This window comes from Cellulophaga sp. RHA19, from assembly GCF_002813425.1.
Lineage (GTDB): Bacteria > Bacteroidota > Bacteroidia > Flavobacteriales > Flavobacteriaceae > Cellulophaga.
In genome coordinates this window covers 1,417,330-1,434,995 of record NZ_PHUL01000001.1, presented here as the reverse complement: position 1 = coordinate 1,434,995, position 17,666 = coordinate 1,417,330, and the positions used below count along the sequence as shown (strand labels likewise).

The following is a 17,666-nucleotide window of genomic DNA, read 5'->3' as shown; positions in this document are numbered from 1 at the left end:
TTAATTGACTCTAAATTTTATATAGGTGATTGGTTTTCCTTTTTCAAGATACTGATTTTCATAGAAAGTCTGAATCTCTAACACCTCTTTTGGGCTTCCTTCGTTCTTATATACATCATGATTGGCATAAATTACCTCTAAACCTTTACCATGTAACAAACCAAGTGTGTAACCGTGCATAAACTCGCTATCGGTTTTTAAATTAACTACACCGTCTGGTTTTAATATTTGCCTATACTTAGCTAAAAAAGCCTCGTTAGTTAATCTGTGCTTGGTACGCTTGTATTTTATTTGAGGATCAGGAAAAGTAATCCAAATTTCAGAAACTTCGCCTTCTGCAAAAAGTTGGTCTATCAACTCTATCTGAGTTCTAATAAAACCAACATTATTCATACTTTCTTCGGTTGCGGTTTTAGCACCTCTCCAAAAACGAGCTCCTTTAATATCTACACCAATAAAATTTTTGTCAGGACTTTGTTTTGCTAAACCAACAGTGTACTCTCCTTTACCACAACCTAATTCTAATATAATTGGATTATCGTTTTTAAAAAAAGTATTCCACTTGCCTTTTAATGCAAAAGTCTGGTCTACAATTTCTTCTCTGGTTGGCTGAATTACGTTATCAAACGTTTCGTTCTCTTTAAACCTCTTTAGCTTGTTTTTACTTCCCACAACATAAATTTAATGATTTGGCAAAGCTAAGGAAATCTATTTATGTTTTTATAGTAGTTTCTTTATAGGTATGAATAAAAGCAAACGTATACTAGTTGCCCCATTAAACTGGGGTTTAGGGCACGCCACAAGGTGCATTCCTATAATAAATGCTTTGTTAGACCAAGGATTTACTCCTGTTATTGCGTCAGATGGTGACGCACTTAACCTTTTAAAGAAGGAGTTTCCTGGTTTAGAATTTCACGAATTACCATCGTACAAAATAAAATATGCTAAAAACGGTAAAAATTTTAAAATAAAACTACTTTGGGATTCTCCTAAAATGCTAAAAGCAATACAGAAAGAAAAAAAACAAACCAAAAAACTGGTTAAGGAATTTAATATTGATGGTATTATCTCTGATAATCGCTTGGGAGTATGTTACAAAAAAGTACCTAGTGTTTTTATTACACACCAGCTAAATGTGCTAACTGGCAATACCACTTGGATGACCACCAAATTACACCAAAATATTATTAAAAAATTTGATGAGTGCTGGGTTCCTGACACAAAAAAACAACCCAACCTATCGGGCAAATTAGGACATTTAAAAAACTCTAAGCTTAAAATTAAATACTTAGGACCGTTGAGTAGATTTACAAAAACAGATGTTCCTAAAAAGTACGATTTAATGGTGCTTTTATCTGGGCCAGAACCGCAACGCTCTATGCTTGAGGAAAAGATATTTGATGAGCTTATTGGCTACCCCAATGATGTGCTTTTTGTAAAAGGCATTATAGAGGAAGAACAAAAAATATCATCTTTAAGAGGTAATACTATTATTTATAATTTTATGAGCTCTAAAGCTTTAGAACGCGCTGTAAATGAGAGCAAAATGGTACTTTGCAGATCTGGCTACACCACTGTAATGGATTTAGCAAAGCTAGAAAAGAAAGCCTTTTTTATACCAACTCCTGGACAGTTTGAGCAAGAATACTTAGCCAAGCGTTTAGACAAAAAAGGAATTGCACCAACTTGCCAACAAGATGATTTTACGCTAGAATTATTAAAAAAAGTAAAGGATTACAAAGGGTTAACCAAGTTTAAAAACAACTTAGATTATGCTGTTTTGTTCTCTATTTTTTCTAAAGTAAAAGAAAACTCAGACCCAACATCTACAACACTTTCTACATAAATTTTCTCGTTATGCGCCTCAATAATATGTTTTACTATAGACAAACCTAAACCAGAACCACCAACTTCTCTGTTTCTACTTTTTTCTACACGGTAAAAACGTTCAAAAAGTCTAGATAGGTGTTCTTTAGATATACCCTCACCGTTATCTGTAACGCGCACAATTACTTTACTTTTTATAAGGTTCTCTACACTAACCTCTGTAGTACCGTTAGTATGACCATATTTTATAGAGTTTACCAGTAAGTTAGACACCACTTGTTGCATACGCTCCTTATCTGCCCTAACCATTATAGGTTCCTTATATTCCATATCAAAAGTTAATGTAATTTGTTTTTTTGCTGCACGCATTTCAAGCAAATCAAACACATTTTGTATTAACTCTACAATATCAAAATCTTCAAACTCCATTGTTAAACCACCAGCTTCTAACTTGGTAATCATATCTAAATCTTTAACAATGTATATTAAACGCTCTACACCTTTATTGGCACGCTCTAAGTATTTTTCGCGCACTTTTTTATCGTCCATAGCACCATCTAACAAGGTTAAAATATAGCCTTGTACAGTAAATAATGGCGTTTTTAACTCATGAGATACGTTACCTAAAAAATCTTTTCGGTATTCTTCTCTAATTTTAAGTGTGTCAATTTCTATCTTTTTTCCTTTGGCAAATTTTTCAATTTCCTCGGTCAAAGTTTTAATATCTGTAGTAATAGGAGCAGATGAAAACGAAGTAGATTCTAATAATGAAACATCATCATATATTTTTTTAATTCTTCGGTATATAAAACGCTCTACCCTATGTTGTATAATTAAGAAAGATATACAAAAACTAGCAAGCGCAAAACACAACAAAAACAGCCACTCTACAGCAGCTGCATAATACATATACAATCCTAACAACAGTGTTAGTGTTATTACAATAAAAAATGATGAACGGAATGCGAATTTATATGACTTTTTTAGTCTTTTTGCCATTATAAAACAAACTTATAACCAACACCTTTTACAGTTTTAAAATGGTCGTCTCCTATTTTTTCTCTTAATTTTCTAATGTGTACATCAATGGTTCTACCACCAACAACAACCTCGTTACCCCAAACCTTGTCTAAAATAACTTCTCTTTTGTAAACTTTGTTAGGCTTAGAAGTTAGTAAAGCTAAAAGCTCAAATTCTTTTCTTGGCAATACTATTTCTTCACCATCATTAATAACCTTGTACTCTTCTCTATTAATTACAATGTTACCAACTTTAACTATATCTTCTTGCTCTGCAGCATTATCTTCTTTTAGTCTTCTTAACAAGGCTTTTACTTTGCTAACCAATACTTTTGGTTTAATAGGCTTTGTAATGTAATCATCTGCACCAGCATCAAAACCAGCAACCTGAGAATAATCTTCTCCCCTAGCTGTTAAAAAGGTAATAATAGTGTTTTGCAAACCAGGAGTGCTACGTATAATTTCACACGCTTCAATACCATCCATTTCTGGCATCATTACATCTAAAATAATTAAATGAGGATGTTTTTTCTTAGCTTTTGCAACGGCTTCAACCCCATTCTTTGCTGTAAAAACCTCGTATCCTTCTGATGAAAGGTTGTAACTAACAATTTCTAAAATGTCTGGTTCGTCGTCTACTAAAAGTATCTTAATATCCTTCTTTTTCATTTTTATATTTTATTGATTGGTTCGCCAAAAGTAAAGATAATACTTATACTTCAAAGCCGCTTAACATTCATTTAATATCGTAACATTTAAATAACAATTAGGTTTTAAATTGTTAACACGTAGATAACATCGCGTTCACAGGTTGACACGTTCTTTGCGCCAACTATTAAACGAAATTAATGAGACTTTTATTATTGACATTTTGCCTACTAACGTGCTTAGTATCAAAGGCACAAGAAACAGGAAGCATTGTTGGGAAACTAACAGACAAAGAAATGAATAATGACCCGTTACCATTTGCTAACGTACTAATTAAAGGAACAACTAAAGGGACTACAACAGATTTTGATGGTTTATATGAAATTGCAAATCTAGAGCCAGGAACATACACTGTACAGTTTAGTTATGTAGGTTATGAAACTGTAGAAATACCTAATGTAGCAATTGTTGCTGGTAAGGTTACCACAATAAATGTACCAATGGCAGCTAACGAAGGTATGATGCTAGATGAAATTGTTATTACAACAGTAACAAGAAAAGATTCTGAAACAGCTTTATTATTAGACCAAAAGAAAGCTGTAGAGATGAAAACAGCTATTGGCGCACAAGAACTAGCAAAAAAAGGCGTCAGTGATGTTGCTACTGCCGTGACTAAAGTAACCGGAATATCTAAACAAGAAGGTTCTGGTAGCATATTTGTGCGTGGCTTAGGAGATCGTTACAACGCAACAACTATGAACGGTTTACCTTTGCCATCTAACAATCCTTCTAGAAAAAATATTGACTTAAATATTTTTTCTACTGACATTGTTGAGTTTATTGGAATAGATAAAACGTATAGTGTTAAAAACTATGGAGATTTTGCTGGTGCCAACATAGATATTTCTTCTAAAGAGTACAAGGGCTCTGGCTACTTGAATTTAAGTGTTGGAGTTGGAGCAAATTCTGAAGCCATTTCAGAAAAAGATTTTTATTTAAATGATGGTCCTAACGCATCTGGATTTTACAATAAAGAGTATCCCGATTTTCCATTAAATAATTACAACTTTACCACTAGTTGGGATCGTGAAAAAGGGCCTACTCCAATTAATTCTAGTCTATCATTAAAGGCTGGAGATACTTATAACATTGGAGAAGATGGAAAATTGAGCATTTTTGCTGTTGCCTCTTATGACAATGAGTATAAATTTAAAGAAGGAGTAGCTAGAGGTAGTACATCACCTTTAGGGCTTACCGCTAAAGATTATGACTTTAGTAGTTACGAATACAATACAAACACTACATTATTAGGAAATATTGGATTCAGAAAAGGTATTTCTTCATTTAAGTATAATTCTTTATATGTAAATACATCAAACCAAAAACATCAAGAGTATGATGGAGTTATAGATGTTTTTGATTATGCTCCAAACGGTGGTGGTTTTATACAAAGAGGTACTTTTGAAAGAACATCTCTTTTTGTAAATCAATTATTAGGTGATCATAAATTAACTGACAAATTAGAAGTTAACTGGGCAGCATCATACAACAAAGTAAAAAATAATATCCCTAATAGATTACAATCTACATTATCTCCAGACAATTGGGATGTTCCGGAAGGCCCTAAATCTTTTCAGCAAGTTTTAAGTACTACTGACAATCATAGATTTTATCAAGAATTAAATGAAGATGAATTAGCAGCTAATTTAGCTACATCATTTAAATTTAAAAAAAATGAAGATGATTTATATGATGGTAAATTAACATTAGGATATAGCGGAAGATTCAAAGAAGTAGACTTTAAAGCAACACAATTCAACTTTGACATTATTACATCTCAAAGACAACCTATAATCAATAGTGTATATGATTTAGATTCATATTTTAATCAAGCTAATTTTGACGCAGGATTATTTGCTATTAACACATTTAGAGGCAACCTAAACCAATCAAATGCATTAGACCCTCAAACTTATGGAGGAGACCAAAATATCCACGCAGCTTTCTTTACTCTAGAATATGCTTTTTCTTCTAAATGGAAAATGCTAGCTGGTGTGCGCGCAGAGCAAATTAATCAAACTGTTAACTGGAGTACTTCTTTAGACCCTAACGGAGATGAAGTTGAATTTGAAACAACAGAAATTCTACCATCTTTAAGTTTAAAATACGAACTAAACGAAAAACATAATTTAAAATTTGCAGCTAGTAAAACGTATACTTTACCACAATTTAAAGAAAGAGCTCCTTTTTTATATGAAGACGTAACACAAACATCTTTTGGTAATCCTGTTTTATATGCTTCTACAGATTATAATTTTGATTTAAAATGGGATATGTTCCCTAAAAACTCTGAAATAATTTCTGTTGGTGTTTTTGGAAAATATATAGAAAATCCTATTAACGAAATTACCGTTAACTCTGCATCTAACGATATTAGCTATGTAAACTCTGGTGATTATGCCACTGCACTAGGAGTGGAACTGGAAGTTAGAAAAGATTTATTCTCTTCTACAGAAGAAACAAAAACAAATATTCTAGAAACATCTTTGTCTCTTGGATTTAATGCATCCTATATGACAACAAACCAAGAATTAAATGAAGAAAAGGTATTAACAGAAACTACAGAAGCTGGTTTTCCTTTAAGTGTAGATTTCACAAAAGAAGAAGAAGAACTAACTGGTGCCTCTGATCTATTACTTAATGGTGATATCTCTTTTTCAAAAGAATATAAAAACAACAAAAGCATTCAGGCTACAGTTGCTTACAACTATTTTTCAGACAGACTATTTTCACTAGGCACACAAGGCCAAGGAAATCTAGTTGACAAAGCAATCGGTTCTTTAGATTTAATTGTAAAAACACAATTATCTAAAAATGTGCAATTAGGTTTATCTGCTAAAAATTTATTAAACCCTTCTGTAGAAAGGTTTCAGGATACTCAAGACGTTACTGTACTTTCTTATAAAAAAGGATCCAATGTAAAATTATCCTTTTCATACAACTTTTAATTAATAATATAATTACACTTATATAAAACTGAGTTAACAACTGGTTAACAGCCAAAGCCTTAATTCGCATTAAATTATTAAACAAACGGAAAAATGAAAAAAACTTTCTTAAAATTTATGATGGCAGCCTCAGTTCTTGGAACTGTAATGACATCTTGTAATAGTGATGATGACGCAAATACTAACACTTGTTCAGACGGAATAAAAAACGGAGATGAAACAGGAGTTGACTGTGGAGGTTCTTCTTGTCAGCCTTGTGCTTTAGCAGAATTAGAAGGGGAATTATCTAATGAATTAACTTTAGATGCTTCTATAGCATACGAATTAAAAGGTAAATTTGAAGTATTAGACGGTGGTAAATTAACAATACCTGCTGGTACTGTAATTAAAGCTACTGGTGGTACTGCTTCTTACATTGCAGTTGCACAAGGTGGTCAGATATTTGTTAATGGTACTGCTAGTAACCCAGTAGTTATGACTTCTGGTGAAACTGCACCTGAAGCAGGTAACTGGGGTGGTTTAGTTGTATGTGGTAACGCACCAACAAACAAAGGTGCTTCTGTTACTTCTGAAGTTGCTGGTCTTACTTATGGTGGTACTGCTACTGATGATAACTCTGGTAGTATTAGATACCTACGTTTAGAATATACTGGAGCCGAATTCTCTGCTGACAAACAATTTAATGGCCTATCTTTATTTGGTGTTGGTTCTGGAACAACTGTAGAATACGTACAATCTTATAACGGTAAAGATGATGGTATTGAGTTCTTCGGTGGTACTGTTAACGGTAAATATTTAGTTTCTACTAATGCTGGTGATGATGGTATTGACTTTGCTGATGGATGGAATGGTAACGGTGAATTCTGGTATGTTTCTGGTTCTGCTAAAGCTGGTTTAGAAGGCTCTAACCTTAAAAACGAAACTGCTTCTGTAGACCCTGTAACTACAACTACATTAAGCAACATTACTGTTGTTGGTCCTGTAGGTGAAGGTGCTTTATTTTACAAAGAAGGTGGCGGAAACTTTACAATAGACAACTTTTACACTAGTGGTGTAAACAAAGGTGTATCTGTAAAAGATTCTGATATTCCTGCTAAAACAAGAATTGAAGCTGGTAATTTAGTAATTACTAATATGGAGTTTGCAAATGTAGCAGATGGGTTTGCAAAAACAGATTACACTGGTGCTAACCAATCTTTTATATCTGAAGGTGTCGCAACTGGCGCTGGTAATGGTGCTGCTGCTCCTGACTGGGCTGCAGGTTGGACAAGAGGTTTAGATAACAGCGGTGTTACAGAATCTAGCTTAGAAGGAGAAATTAATTATCAGTTAAATTTAGATGCTTCTGTAGCATACGAATTAAAAGGTAAATTAGAAATATTAGACGGTGGTAAATTAATAATTCCTGCTGGTACTGTAATTAAAGCTACTGGCGGTACAGCATCATATATTGCTGTTGCACAAGGTGGTCAGATATTTGTTAATGGTACTGCTAGTAACCCAGTAGTTATGACTTCTGGAGCTGCTACACCAGAACCAGGTAACTGGGGTGGTTTAGTTGTATGTGGTAACGCACCAACAAACAAAGGCGCTTCTGTTACTTCTGAAGTTGCTGGTCTTACTTATGGTGGTACTGTTACTGATGATAACTCTGGTTCTATTACATACTTACGCTTAGAATATACTGGAGCTGAATTCTCTGCTGAAAAACAATTTAACGGCTTATCTTTATTTGGTGTTGGTTCTGGAACAACTGTAGAATATGTACAATCTTATAATGGTAAAGATGATGGTATTGAGTTCTTCGGTGGTACTGTTAACGGTAAATATTTAGTTTCTACTAATGCTGGTGATGATGGTATTGACTTTGCTGATGGATGGAATGGCAACGGTGAATTCTGGTATGTTTCTGGTTCTGCTAAAGCTGGTTTAGAAGGCTCTAATCTTAAAAACGAAACTGCTTCTGTAAATCCTGTAACTACAACTACATTAAGTAACATTACTGTTGTTGGTCCTGTAACAGAGGGGGCATTATTTTACAAAGAAGGTGGAGGAAACTTTACAATAGACAACTTTTACACTAGTGGCGTAAACAAAGGAATATCTGTAAAAGATTCTGATACTCCTGCAGCAACAAGAATTGAAGCTGGTAACTTAGTAATTACTAACATCCAATTTGATGCAAAAGCAACTGGTTTTGTTGAAACTGATTACACAGGTGCTAAGCAAGACTTCTACACAGAAGGTACTGCAACTGGTGCTGGTAATGGTGCTGCTGCTCCTGACTGGGCAGCCGGTTGGACAGTTGGATTATAAGAGACATAAAGAATAAATGATTAACCGCCTAAACACAGTTTAGGCGGTTTTTTTATGATTAAAACAGACTCATAGTTTGTGAAGTTTTTTCTTTCTTTTAAAAAAGTTTTTTCCGTTTATCGAAAATGTTAAATTTATTGCAACGTTAAAAGCTTCAGTTTAGTATATTTGTAGTATATTTATTGTATACAGCTTTATATGAAACAATTATACCTTGTATTATTCTTTGCTTTTTCTACAGTGGTTGCCTTTGGGCAAGACACTAAAAAGGTGTCTGATATTGAAGGTTTAAAGCTTTACCCCAACCCTGTGACTAATGGCAAAATCTACATTAGTACTAAAAAAAATGCTCCTAAAAAAATATTAGTTTTTGATGTTTTAGGAACAAAAGCACTAGATACTAAATTAATTGGCAAAGAGTTAAATGTTTCTAATTTAGATGCTGGCGTATATGTAATACGCATTTTTGAAAAAGATAAAGTTGCCACACGTAAACTTATTATTAAATAGAGAGTTGCAGTTCATCCGAGCAACGCATTTTTCAAAATTTTATTTCTTAACAACTTAAAAAAGGTGATTTAACCTACAATAATACCTTTTTCACAACATTAAATATTTTTAAGCTTACACTTACTCTACATTTACACAGCTAATCCCAAATCAGCAAAAAAAATGAAGAAAATCTACATTTTGTTTTTAATGACGTTTTGCTTGCTAGTTTCTGCCCAAGAAAAGGTAGTTAACTTACCTATGCAAAATAGCAATATTCCCCAAATTGCAGATTTTAAACTATACCCTAATCCGGTAGCGGACAGAACCGTTTATATTACTACTAAAGAAAACAGAGCTAAAGACATTGTTGTTTATAATATTTTTGGCGAAGTAGTTTTAAAACAACGGTTAATTGCTAAACAATTAAATATTTCTAAGTTAATTCCTGGAATGTATTTAATGCAAGTAACAGAAAATAAAAAAACAGTGACACGCAAATTAGTCGTGAAATAAAAATTAAACCCAAACAACCACATAAAGGCCCTAACAACTTGTTAGGGCTTTTTGTTTTTTACAACTAAGTAGTTGCTTACTTTTGTACTATTATTTGTAAAAATGAATACAGAAACTATTTTTAACATACAGACTAAAGAAGATTTTAATACAACGGCATTAGATGTATTTAAATTTCAGTACAACAATAATTTAGTCTATCAGGAATTTTGTAATCATCTACACAAAGATTGTAGCAACGTAATTAATTACACAGATATTCCTTTTTTACCTATTCAGTTTTTTAAAAGTAAAAAGGTACTTATAAATAATACTACTCCTCAAATAACTTTTAGTAGTAGTGGTACCACTGGTATGGTCACCAGCAAACACTACGTAACTAATGTGCAAGTTTATATAGATAGCTACTTAAAAGGGTTTAAGCACTTTTACGGTAACATAAAAGAATATTGTGTTTTGGCATTATTACCGTCTTATTTAGAACGAGAAGGATCTTCTTTAATATATATGGCAGACGATCTTATTAAAAAAAGTGAACACCCAGATAGCGGCTTTTACTTGCATAATATTGATGCTCTGGTTAGCAAACTAAAATTACTAGAAGAAAAAGGCACAAAAGTACTTTTAATTGGCGTTTCTTTTGCTCTATTAGATGTTGCTGAACAATACAAACTACACCTTAAAAACACCATTATTATGGAAACTGGTGGTATGAAAGGAAGAAGAAAAGAATTAATTAGAGAAGAGCTACACCAAGAATTAAAAAATGGTTTTGGCGTTGACAACATACATTCTGAGTACGGAATGACCGAGTTACTTTCTCAAGGGTATTCTAAAGGAAATGGTATTTTTAATACTCCACCATGGATGAAAGTACTAACTAGAGACCCAGAAGATCCGCTAACACTACAAAAAACAGGAAAAACAGGCGGAATTAATATTATAGATTTAGCCAATGTAAACTCTTGCTCGTTTATTGCCACACAAGATTTAGGTAAAGTACACCCTGACCAAAGCTTTGAAATTATTGGTAGGTTTGACAATTCTGATATTAGAGGATGTAATTTATTAGTATTATAAACTAATCAAAAACAGTTAATTCACCATCTATAATGTTTCTTATCCCTACCAGATTAGGGTATCCATTAATTTTGGCTTCATTAAAATATTTTTCTCTAGAAATTGAATCTCCTGCATAATGAAAGGCAACGCATAAATTTGCTGCTATAACAGGATTTCCTTTATCTAACTCATAACTTTTAACTCCTACCTCTGTTGCTTTTTGAAACTCTTTCTGTTTTAAATAAATTACAACTAAACTAGAGTAAGCCTCTGCGTATTTAGGGTTTATTGCTATTGCTTTTTCATACAACTCAGCTGCTTTTTCATAATCACCTTCTATACGAGCAACAATTCCTAAACCTGTAATTGCTTCTTCCATTTTTGGATCTACTCTTACTGCATTTTCAAAGGCATTTTTAGCTTTAGCATCCTCCTCCAAATCAATATACGTATTACCTAAAAGTGCCCAAGCATACTCATTCTCTTTTTCGCTTAAAACATAAGTTTCCATTAACTGACTAGCAACTTCAGAATTGCCAGATAAATACTTTTCGCTTGCATCAGAAATATCTAATCGCTTGCTAAGATCAGATTTCTCACTATTACCACAGCTTATTAATGTTAGTAATAAAACAAGCATTAAAAAATTATTTCTCATATTTTTATTTTAGTCGTTAATATAAAACCCTATCAAAATTAGCTGGTAACATATTTCTTGTTTTTATAAGTTTACCAGTTGCAGAAAACCAATACTCTTTATATACTTTTTTATTATCTTTTTTACCTTTAACCAATAGTTTGTACTCCATATTTGGCACCATTAAATTCATAAAAGCACTTTTGTACACAGAATCTTCGTTTTCTTTAGATTTTACAGGATACTGCTGGTACATTCTTCTAATTTTAAATTGATCAAAAAATTCTACTAACTGATTATTTATGGCGGTAAAAGCTTCAAAAGGAAAATCTACTTGCTTTATTCTAAATCCTATATTTTGTAAATCTCCATTTGCAGAATACTGCATTTGATATTGCAATTTTACCTTTTTAAATTTGGCTCTGTACACAACTTCTTGCGCACCAATTTCTTTGTAATATTTTATTTTTTTTACATCATTACCCAACAATTCTTTGGTGTAGCTAATTTCTGGGAACTGAGATTTTAAAATTCTGTGTTCTCTTTCTATTTTATTTTGAGCTGCAACTGTTATCACACAGAAAAAAAGTAGAACAACAGAGAAACCAATATTTTTTAATCTAAACATACTATACTTCATTATATCTAAAGCAATTAACCTCATGATCATTAACCATACCAGTTGCTTGCATAAAAGCATAAACAACTGTACTACCAACAAATTTAAATCCTCTTTTTTTTAAGTCTTTACTTATAGCATCAGACAAAGGCGTGTTTGCAGGTGCTTCTTTATAATTAGTTAACGCATTTTTTATTGGCTTGTTGTTTACAAAGCTCCATATGTACACACTAAAACTACCAAACTCTTTTTGTATTTTTATATAAGCAGCTGCATTGGTTATAGCAGAGTTCACTTTTAGCTTATTTCTAATAATGCCTGCATCTTGTAGCAAAACATCTATTTTATCTTGTTTGTAATTTGCAATTTTTTTATAATCGAAATTATCAAAGGCTTTTCTAAAATTTTCACGCTTGCGTAAAATTGTTATCCAACTTAACCCAGCCTGAAAAGTTTCTAAAATTAAAAACTCAAATAACAATTTATCATCTTTTACAGGAGTTCCCCACTCTTCATCATGGTATGCTTCATACAAGTCATCTCCTACACACCAACCACATCTATGTTTTTCCATAATTTTAATTAGTTATATGTTTTAAAGGTATGTAAGTTTTTATAATTTTCTACTACCAATATGACGATTATCAGCTTATAAAAATAGTTTCTATATTATTTTGAATAAAAAAGTAAAGCCTTTAGTTATGAATTCTACAAACACAATAAATAATACAGTAACCACATTATTAACCAATGCAATCTCTTCTGCTATGCCTTACTTAGAGTATAGAGAACTAATGCGTAATTTGGTTGCTAACAACAAATCTACTGGTATTGTACAAACAGATGCTTTAGCAAATTACACTATGCTTAATGATAAACGTATGAAGCGTTTAGATAAAACAACAAAACTACCTGATGCTACTATTAACAAAATAAAACAAGTTAAAGCCAAAACAACGTGGTTGGTTTTAACAGAGAGCTGGTGTGGAGACGCTGCACAGTCTATGCCTGTAATGCAAAAATTTGCAGATCAAAATCCTAATATTGATGTAAAAGTGATTTTTAGAGATGAAAACCTAGAGTTGATGAATCATTTTTTATACAATAACACATTATCTATTCCTAGACTTATTGCCTTTAATGAAGACACGCAAGAAGTTATAGGTGATTGGGGACCAAGACCTAGTAAACTAACTAAAATTGTTGAAGATTTTAAGGCTAAAAATGGCGGTTTAACACCAGAATTTAAACAAGAGTTACAAGTTTGGTACAATAAAGATAAAGGCCAAAATACTATTGAAGACTTAACACAATTACTTGCCTTGGAATAGGTAGGTAATTGTTCCTTTTTGCTTTTCTTTAGATGAGTTACTAAATTTAGATTTTAATGCGTACTCTATAGCATTATCTACCAAACACCCATTACTAGTGCCAGAACTCTTTTTATTAAATTCTGCATCTGTAACATTACCAAAGCTATCTACCTCTATGTTTATAACCACTTTACCACCTTCTATACACGTATATGTTGGTGGTGGTAAATCATAAGCATTTCGCTTTACTAAAGAAAAAGAAATAGATGTTTTACGTTTTGCTAAGTTATGAGAAACCTCATCTTTTTTTGCATCTTTTTCACCTAACTTTTGCTTGGCTTCTTCTCGTTTTTTTGCTAATTCTTTTAGACTAGCTGCGTAACCATTTTCAGAACTTATTAGTTTGGAGTTTGGGTCGCTTTCTGCATCAGACTTAGCTTCCTCCATTAATTCTTCTAGCGTTTTTAAAGGCTCTGGATTACCATAAGTTGGCTTTGCCTTTTCATTATACGCCATATGGCTTTTAATCTCTTTTTGTTGGGTAGGCTGCTGTTCTTCTTCTTTCTGCATCTCCTCTAACTCTTCATCTTCTTCTAGCATTGCTAGTTCTACCACATACTCTTCCTTCTCCTTTGCTCCTAAGTGTATATTGTACAAAGACAATACTACAATAGACATAGAAAAGAATGTGATTAAAAATGATAAGTATCTACTATCTTTAAGCATATAACTAATAACCCGTTTTTTAAAAAAATATTTTATACTCTTTTTAAAAAATATAGATTTAACTACTCTTTTGGTTTAGGCATCCCCAACACTATGGTATGAAAATCTGCAGGGGTTACTGCTTTATCTACGTTAAAATCACCTATTTTGGTTCTTCTAAGGGCAGATAAGTATCCGCCACTTTGCAATGCTTTACCAAAATCGTTTGCTAAAGAACGTATGTAGGTGCCTTTACTACACACTACTCTAAACTCTACTTCTGGTAAATTTATCTTTGTAATTTCAAATTCTGTAATCTCTACTTCTCTAGATTTTACTTCTACAGCTTGTCCTTCTCTTGCATACTCATACAAACGTTTACCATTCTTTTTTAATGCTGAAAAAACGGGTGGAACTTGCTGTATTTTCCCCATAAAATTAGCAGTAGCAGCGTTTATTTGCTCTTCTGTAATATGTTCTGTTGGGTAACTTTGGTCTACTTCAGTTTCCATATCATAAGATGGTGTTGTACCGCCCAATGTTACAGTTCCTGTATATTCTTTAACTTGACCTTGTAGTGTTGGTATCTTTTTAGTGAATTTACCAGTGCAAATAATTAATAAACCTGTAGCCAAAGGGTCTAATGTACCTGCGTGGCCAATTTTAATTTTTTTTAATTCAAATTTTCTGCGAATACCCCATTTTAAAGCATTTACTGCCTGAAAAGATGACCAGGTTAATGGCTTATCTATAAGCAATATTTGCCCTTCTAAAAATTCTTCTTTGGTTGTCACGCTTTAAAAATTAGATTACTGTTAATGGGTATACAAAATAGTGAATTGCCAATATTGCTAACCCAACTACAATACGGTAGTAACCAAACATTTTAAAGCCGTGTTTACTTAAGTAACCAATAAAAGTTTTTATAGCAAATAAGGCTACTAAAAAACCAACTACGTTACCAATAATTAACAAGTTAACCTGCTCCCCTGTTAATGTATATCCTAGCTTATAAAAATCGTAACTCTTTTTTAAAGTTGCACCTAACATTGTAGGTACCGCTAAAAAGAAACTAAATTCTGCTGCTACTGTTCTAGATAGTTTTTGAGACATACCACCTACTATACTTGCTCCACTTCTACTAACACCAGGTATCATAGCTAAGCACTGAAAAAAGCCAATTTTTAGTGCTGTTAGGTATGTAATTTCTTTTTCTTCAGAGTCTGCAAACCAATGGTCTACTCGCAATAAAATAAAACCTCCTAATACTAAAGATATGGCTACCGTTATTGGACTTTCTAACAAAGAATCTATAACGTCGCTAAGCAACAAACCTAAAACTACTGCGGGTATAAATGCAACTAGTAATTTTAAATAAAAATCTACACTCTGAAAAAAGCGTTTAAAGTAAAGTACAAATACAGATAGTATGGTTCCTAATTGTATTACTATGGTAAATAATTTTGTAAATTCTTCTTGGGCAATCCCAAAAAAAGAAGAAACTATAATCATATGCCCTGTAGATGATACCGGTAAATACTCCGTTATACCTTCTACAATTGCTAAAATAATTGCTTGTAATATGTCCAAAATTTAGTTTTTCTTCTTGTGTGGATTTAACAAAATGGCATACACCTCTATACCTAAACCAATTAACACCAAAGTTGGTGCAAGGCGAATTCTTCTAAAATTATATATTTCAGGATTAAAAACATTTGGATCATCACTACCACCACCACTCATTAACACAAAACCAAGCGTTAAAAAAGCAAGACCTACAGCCATAAAAATATAATTCTTCTTTTGAAAAATAAATTCTCTTTTAGAATCTTCTCCTGTGGTATTACTATTTTTTTTCATTTTGTAAAAAATTTAATCCTTATCTAATTTTTAACAGTGCAAATCTAATAATATAAATCGTCTGTCCTAAGATTTAAGAAACGTTGTGTAGCTAAAAATGTACTTATAAACGAAATTAATACACCCAGAACAAAAATTGCAGCAAATAACAACCCTAATGTTAATGGATCTTGAAATAAAGTTAATTCCGGAAAAAAATCGTTTACATAATATATAGTTATAGCCAAACCTATCATTGCTATTAGCGCACCTAACATTCCTAACTTTATATTTGTCCATAAAAAAGGCCTACGTATAAAGCGTTTTGTTGCCCCAACCATTTGCATTGTTTTTATTATAAAACGCTTAGAGTATACAGACAAACGTATAGAACTGTTAATTAGTAAAAATGCAATAAATGCAAATATGCCACTAGCTACTAATATCCACAAACTAATTTTTTTTACATTATCATTTAATAAAGAAATAAGGGGTTTATCATAACTTACCTCCTCAACATAATCTTTTGCTTGTATATTTTCTGCTATTTCTTCAATTTGGGTAGGCGATACAAAGTCTGCTTTTAATTGTACATCAATAGAATTTTTTAAAGGATTGTACCCTAAAAATTCTATAAAATTCTCTCCTATTACCTCTGTCTGTTGCTCGGCAGCTTCTTCTTTAGATACAAAAATAGCCTGCTTAGTATAATCTGCCATTGCTAAACTTTTTTGCAATTGGTCTATTTCTACTTGTTTTGCCTCGTCCTTTAAAAATACCGAAACCGTAATTTGCTCTTTAAAATGATCTGCCATTTTTTTGGTATTAAGCACCAATAAGCCAAGCATACCTAGTAAAAATAATACTAAAGCTATACTAAGCACTACAGAAAAATAAGAGGAAATTAATTTCCTTTTTTGATAACGTTCAAAAGATTTACTCATAACTTATAACAATACGTAAAAATAGTAAAGTAATTTGTAATAATACATTTTAAAGGTATTTGTAATTAGTAATCTACAAAAAACAAGAATAAGCCTATTGTAAATTAACACTTTTTGGCATAGTAGTTGTAAAATCCTACAAAACAAAAAACATATAATTATGAAAAAAATTACCTTTTTACTTTTAGCAGCTCTTTTTGTTTACAGCAGTAATGCCATTGCTCAAAAAATAAATTATGGCGCAAAAGCAGGTTTAAATGTTTCTAATTTGTACGGCAACAATCAAGACAAAAATAGCCTTGTTACTTTTCACGCTGGTTTATTTACTCAAATCAAAATTTCAGAAAAGCTAAATATTCAACCAGAACTACTGTACTCTAGGCAAGGTGCAGATTTAAACAGTCTGTACAAAGCAAAATTAGACTACATAGCTATTCCTATTCAATTTAAATACAACGTATTACCTAAGTTGTTTTTACAAGCCGGCCCACAGGTTTCTTTTTTAGTTTCTGATAAAGCTGTTTTTTATGACGACAATATTGGCACTTTAGATACAGATGCCAAAAGTGTAGATTTTGGTTTTAACACCGGTTTTGGACTTAATTTAGGTGCTGGTATTTTTACAGAAGCAAGGTATAATTTTGGCATTACTACAGTTGCAGAAAACCCAGATATTAAAAACGGCGTGCTACAAATTTCATTAGGCTATATCTTTTAAAAAATA

At 32.3% G+C, this 17,666-nt stretch carries 19 protein-coding genes; 8 read left to right on the top strand and 11 right to left on the bottom strand.

The annotated features are described in order from the left end of the window. Positions 1 to 672, bottom strand: coding sequence for a tRNA (guanosine(46)-N7)-methyltransferase TrmB (gene trmB / locus AX016_RS06360; protein WP_100894818.1), 672 nt, complete (start codon positions 670 to 672; stop codon positions 1 to 3). Between the two features lie 70 nt (positions 673 to 742). Here trmB and AX016_RS06355 point away from each other — a divergent pair, with 70 nt between their 5' ends. Then, complete coding sequence (locus AX016_RS06355) at positions 743 to 1,846, top strand: glycosyltransferase (protein ID WP_100894817.1); 1,104 nt, start codon at positions 743 to 745, stop codon at positions 1,844 to 1,846. On the opposite strand, the gene AX016_RS06350 is transcribed toward AX016_RS06355, so the two are convergent. Both AX016_RS06350 and AX016_RS06345 read right to left on the bottom strand, forming a co-directional pair. Next, positions 1,771 to 2,826, bottom strand: a complete 1,056-nt coding sequence (locus AX016_RS06350) for a sensor histidine kinase (protein ID WP_100894816.1) — start codon at positions 2,824 to 2,826, stop codon at positions 1,771 to 1,773. The genes AX016_RS06355 and AX016_RS06350 overlap by 76 nt on opposite strands. Then, on the bottom strand, positions 2,826 to 3,515 hold the full coding sequence (locus tag AX016_RS06345; RefSeq protein ID WP_100894815.1) for a response regulator transcription factor: 690 nt from the start codon (positions 3,513 to 3,515) through the stop codon (positions 2,826 to 2,828). Before AX016_RS06345 ends, AX016_RS06350 begins: the two co-directional genes overlap by 1 nt. Positions 3,516 to 3,694: 179 nt before the next feature. Between AX016_RS06345 and AX016_RS06340 the strand changes: the two genes are divergently transcribed. The 5 genes from AX016_RS06340 to AX016_RS06320 all read left to right on the top strand — a co-directional run bounded on the left by AX016_RS06340 (position 3,695) and on the right by AX016_RS06320 (position 10,903). Further along, the gene (locus tag AX016_RS06340) at positions 3,695 to 6,502 is read left to right on the top strand and encodes a TonB-dependent receptor (RefSeq protein WP_100894814.1); all 2,808 of its coding nucleotides are present in this window, start codon (positions 3,695 to 3,697) and stop codon (positions 6,500 to 6,502) included. A 93-nt stretch (positions 6,503 to 6,595) separates the two neighbouring features. Further along, positions 6,596 to 8,818, top strand: coding sequence for a hypothetical protein (locus AX016_RS17280; RefSeq protein ID WP_198519409.1), 2,223 nt, complete (start codon positions 6,596 to 6,598; stop codon positions 8,816 to 8,818). Positions 8,819 to 9,016: 198 nt separating this feature from the next. Continuing rightward, positions 9,017 to 9,328, top strand: a complete 312-nt coding sequence (locus AX016_RS06330; protein ID WP_100894813.1) for a T9SS type A sorting domain-containing protein — start codon at positions 9,017 to 9,019, stop codon at positions 9,326 to 9,328. Between the two features lie 162 nt (positions 9,329 to 9,490). Beyond that, positions 9,491 to 9,823 carry a T9SS type A sorting domain-containing protein gene (locus AX016_RS06325; protein WP_100894812.1) on the top strand — a complete coding sequence of 111 codons (333 nt, stop codon included), beginning with the start codon at positions 9,491 to 9,493 and terminating at the stop codon, positions 9,821 to 9,823. 102 nt (positions 9,824 to 9,925) lie between these two features. Beyond that, positions 9,926 to 10,903 (top strand): LuxE/PaaK family acyltransferase, encoded by a 978-nt coding sequence (locus tag AX016_RS06320; RefSeq protein WP_100894811.1) that lies wholly within the window; start codon positions 9,926 to 9,928, stop codon positions 10,901 to 10,903. A gap of 1 nt (position 10,904) precedes the next feature. Here AX016_RS06320 and AX016_RS06315 read toward each other — a convergent pair whose 3' ends face one another. From AX016_RS06315 to AX016_RS06305, 3 genes are read right to left on the bottom strand one after another with little or no spacing between them, the layout of a single operon-like run. After that, on the bottom strand, positions 10,905 to 11,543 hold the full coding sequence (locus AX016_RS06315; RefSeq protein WP_100894810.1) for a tetratricopeptide repeat protein: 639 nt from the start codon (positions 11,541 to 11,543) through the stop codon (positions 10,905 to 10,907). Positions 11,544 to 11,559: 16 nt separating this feature from the next. After that, positions 11,560 to 12,192, bottom strand: a complete 633-nt coding sequence (locus tag AX016_RS06310) for a hypothetical protein (protein WP_198519408.1) — start codon at positions 12,190 to 12,192, stop codon at positions 11,560 to 11,562. Next, positions 12,152 to 12,715: a DNA-3-methyladenine glycosylase I gene (locus AX016_RS06305; RefSeq protein ID WP_100894808.1), complete on the bottom strand. Its 564-nt coding sequence runs from the start codon at positions 12,713 to 12,715 to the stop codon at positions 12,152 to 12,154. Before AX016_RS06305 ends, AX016_RS06310 begins: the two co-directional genes overlap by 41 nt. A 127-nt stretch (positions 12,716 to 12,842) precedes the next feature. Here AX016_RS06305 and AX016_RS06300 point away from each other — a divergent pair, with 127 nt between their 5' ends. Next, positions 12,843 to 13,472, top strand: a complete 630-nt coding sequence (locus AX016_RS06300) for a thioredoxin family protein (protein ID WP_100894807.1) — start codon at positions 12,843 to 12,845, stop codon at positions 13,470 to 13,472. Here AX016_RS06300 and AX016_RS06295 read toward each other — a convergent pair. From AX016_RS06295 to AX016_RS06275, 5 genes are all read right to left on the bottom strand, one after another. After that, positions 13,455 to 14,180 carry a hypothetical protein gene (locus tag AX016_RS06295; protein ID WP_100894806.1) on the bottom strand — a complete coding sequence of 242 codons (726 nt, stop codon included), beginning with the start codon at positions 14,178 to 14,180 and terminating at the stop codon, positions 13,455 to 13,457. The two genes, AX016_RS06300 and AX016_RS06295, sit on opposite strands and share 18 nt — an antisense overlap. 62 nt (positions 14,181 to 14,242) lie before the next feature. Further along, the gene (truB, locus tag AX016_RS06290) at positions 14,243 to 14,953 is read right to left on the bottom strand and encodes a tRNA pseudouridine(55) synthase TruB (protein ID WP_100894805.1); all 711 of its coding nucleotides are present in this window, start codon (positions 14,951 to 14,953) and stop codon (positions 14,243 to 14,245) included. 10 nt (positions 14,954 to 14,963) lie between these two features. Beyond that, positions 14,964 to 15,749, bottom strand: a complete 786-nt coding sequence (locus tag AX016_RS06285; protein ID WP_100894804.1) for an undecaprenyl-diphosphate phosphatase — start codon at positions 15,747 to 15,749, stop codon at positions 14,964 to 14,966. 3 nt (positions 15,750 to 15,752) lie between these two features. After that, on the bottom strand, positions 15,753 to 16,019 hold the full coding sequence (locus AX016_RS06280) for a DUF3098 domain-containing protein (protein WP_100894803.1): 267 nt from the start codon (positions 16,017 to 16,019) through the stop codon (positions 15,753 to 15,755). 44 nt (positions 16,020 to 16,063) lie between these two features. Further along, a complete protein-coding gene (locus AX016_RS06275; RefSeq protein WP_100894802.1) occupies positions 16,064 to 16,942 on the bottom strand; it encodes a cell division protein FtsX in 879 nt (292 codons plus the stop codon). A 160-nt stretch (positions 16,943 to 17,102) separates the two neighbouring features. Between AX016_RS06275 and AX016_RS06270 the strand changes: the two genes are divergently transcribed. Then, positions 17,103 to 17,660 carry a porin family protein gene (locus tag AX016_RS06270; RefSeq protein ID WP_100894801.1) on the top strand — a complete coding sequence of 186 codons (558 nt, stop codon included), beginning with the start codon at positions 17,103 to 17,105 and terminating at the stop codon, positions 17,658 to 17,660. The last annotated feature ends 6 nt before the right edge of the window (positions 17,661 to 17,666 follow it).

What these genes read in the sequence shown, in the direction of transcription:
- AX016_RS06350 (WP_100894816.1), bottom strand. Translation starts at nt 2,826, where the DNA reads ATGGCAAAAAGACTAAAAAAGTCATATAAATTCGCATTCCGTTCATCA.
- AX016_RS06330 (WP_100894813.1), top strand. Translation starts at nt 9,017, where the DNA reads ATGAAACAATTATACCTTGTATTATTCTTTGCTTTTTCTACAGTGGTT.
- AX016_RS06340 (WP_100894814.1), top strand. Translation starts at nt 3,695, where the DNA reads ATGAGACTTTTATTATTGACATTTTGCCTACTAACGTGCTTAGTATCA.
- AX016_RS06275 (WP_100894802.1), bottom strand. Translation starts at nt 16,942, where the DNA reads ATGAGTAAATCTTTTGAACGTTATCAAAAAAGGAAATTAATTTCCTCT.
- AX016_RS06325 (WP_100894812.1), top strand. Translation starts at nt 9,491, where the DNA reads ATGAAGAAAATCTACATTTTGTTTTTAATGACGTTTTGCTTGCTAGTT.
- AX016_RS06345 (WP_100894815.1), bottom strand. Translation starts at nt 3,515, where the DNA reads ATGAAAAAGAAGGATATTAAGATACTTTTAGTAGACGACGAACCAGAC.
- AX016_RS06320 (WP_100894811.1), top strand. Translation starts at nt 9,926, where the DNA reads ATGAATACAGAAACTATTTTTAACATACAGACTAAAGAAGATTTTAAT.
- AX016_RS06305 (WP_100894808.1), bottom strand. Translation starts at nt 12,715, where the DNA reads ATGGAAAAACATAGATGTGGTTGGTGTGTAGGAGATGACTTGTATGAA.
- AX016_RS17280 (WP_198519409.1), top strand. Translation starts at nt 6,596, where the DNA reads ATGAAAAAAACTTTCTTAAAATTTATGATGGCAGCCTCAGTTCTTGGA.
- AX016_RS06310 (WP_198519408.1), bottom strand. Translation starts at nt 12,192, where the DNA reads ATGATCATGAGGTTAATTGCTTTAGATATAATGAAGTATAGTATGTTT.
- AX016_RS06280 (WP_100894803.1), bottom strand. Translation starts at nt 16,019, where the DNA reads ATGAAAAAAAATAGTAATACCACAGGAGAAGATTCTAAAAGAGAATTT.
- AX016_RS06315 (WP_100894810.1), bottom strand. Translation starts at nt 11,543, where the DNA reads ATGAGAAATAATTTTTTAATGCTTGTTTTATTACTAACATTAATAAGC.
- AX016_RS06355 (WP_100894817.1), top strand. Translation starts at nt 743, where the DNA reads ATGAATAAAAGCAAACGTATACTAGTTGCCCCATTAAACTGGGGTTTA.
- AX016_RS06300 (WP_100894807.1), top strand. Translation starts at nt 12,843, where the DNA reads ATGAATTCTACAAACACAATAAATAATACAGTAACCACATTATTAACC.
- AX016_RS06270 (WP_100894801.1), top strand. Translation starts at nt 17,103, where the DNA reads ATGAAAAAAATTACCTTTTTACTTTTAGCAGCTCTTTTTGTTTACAGC.
- AX016_RS06295 (WP_100894806.1), bottom strand. Translation starts at nt 14,180, where the DNA reads ATGCTTAAAGATAGTAGATACTTATCATTTTTAATCACATTCTTTTCT.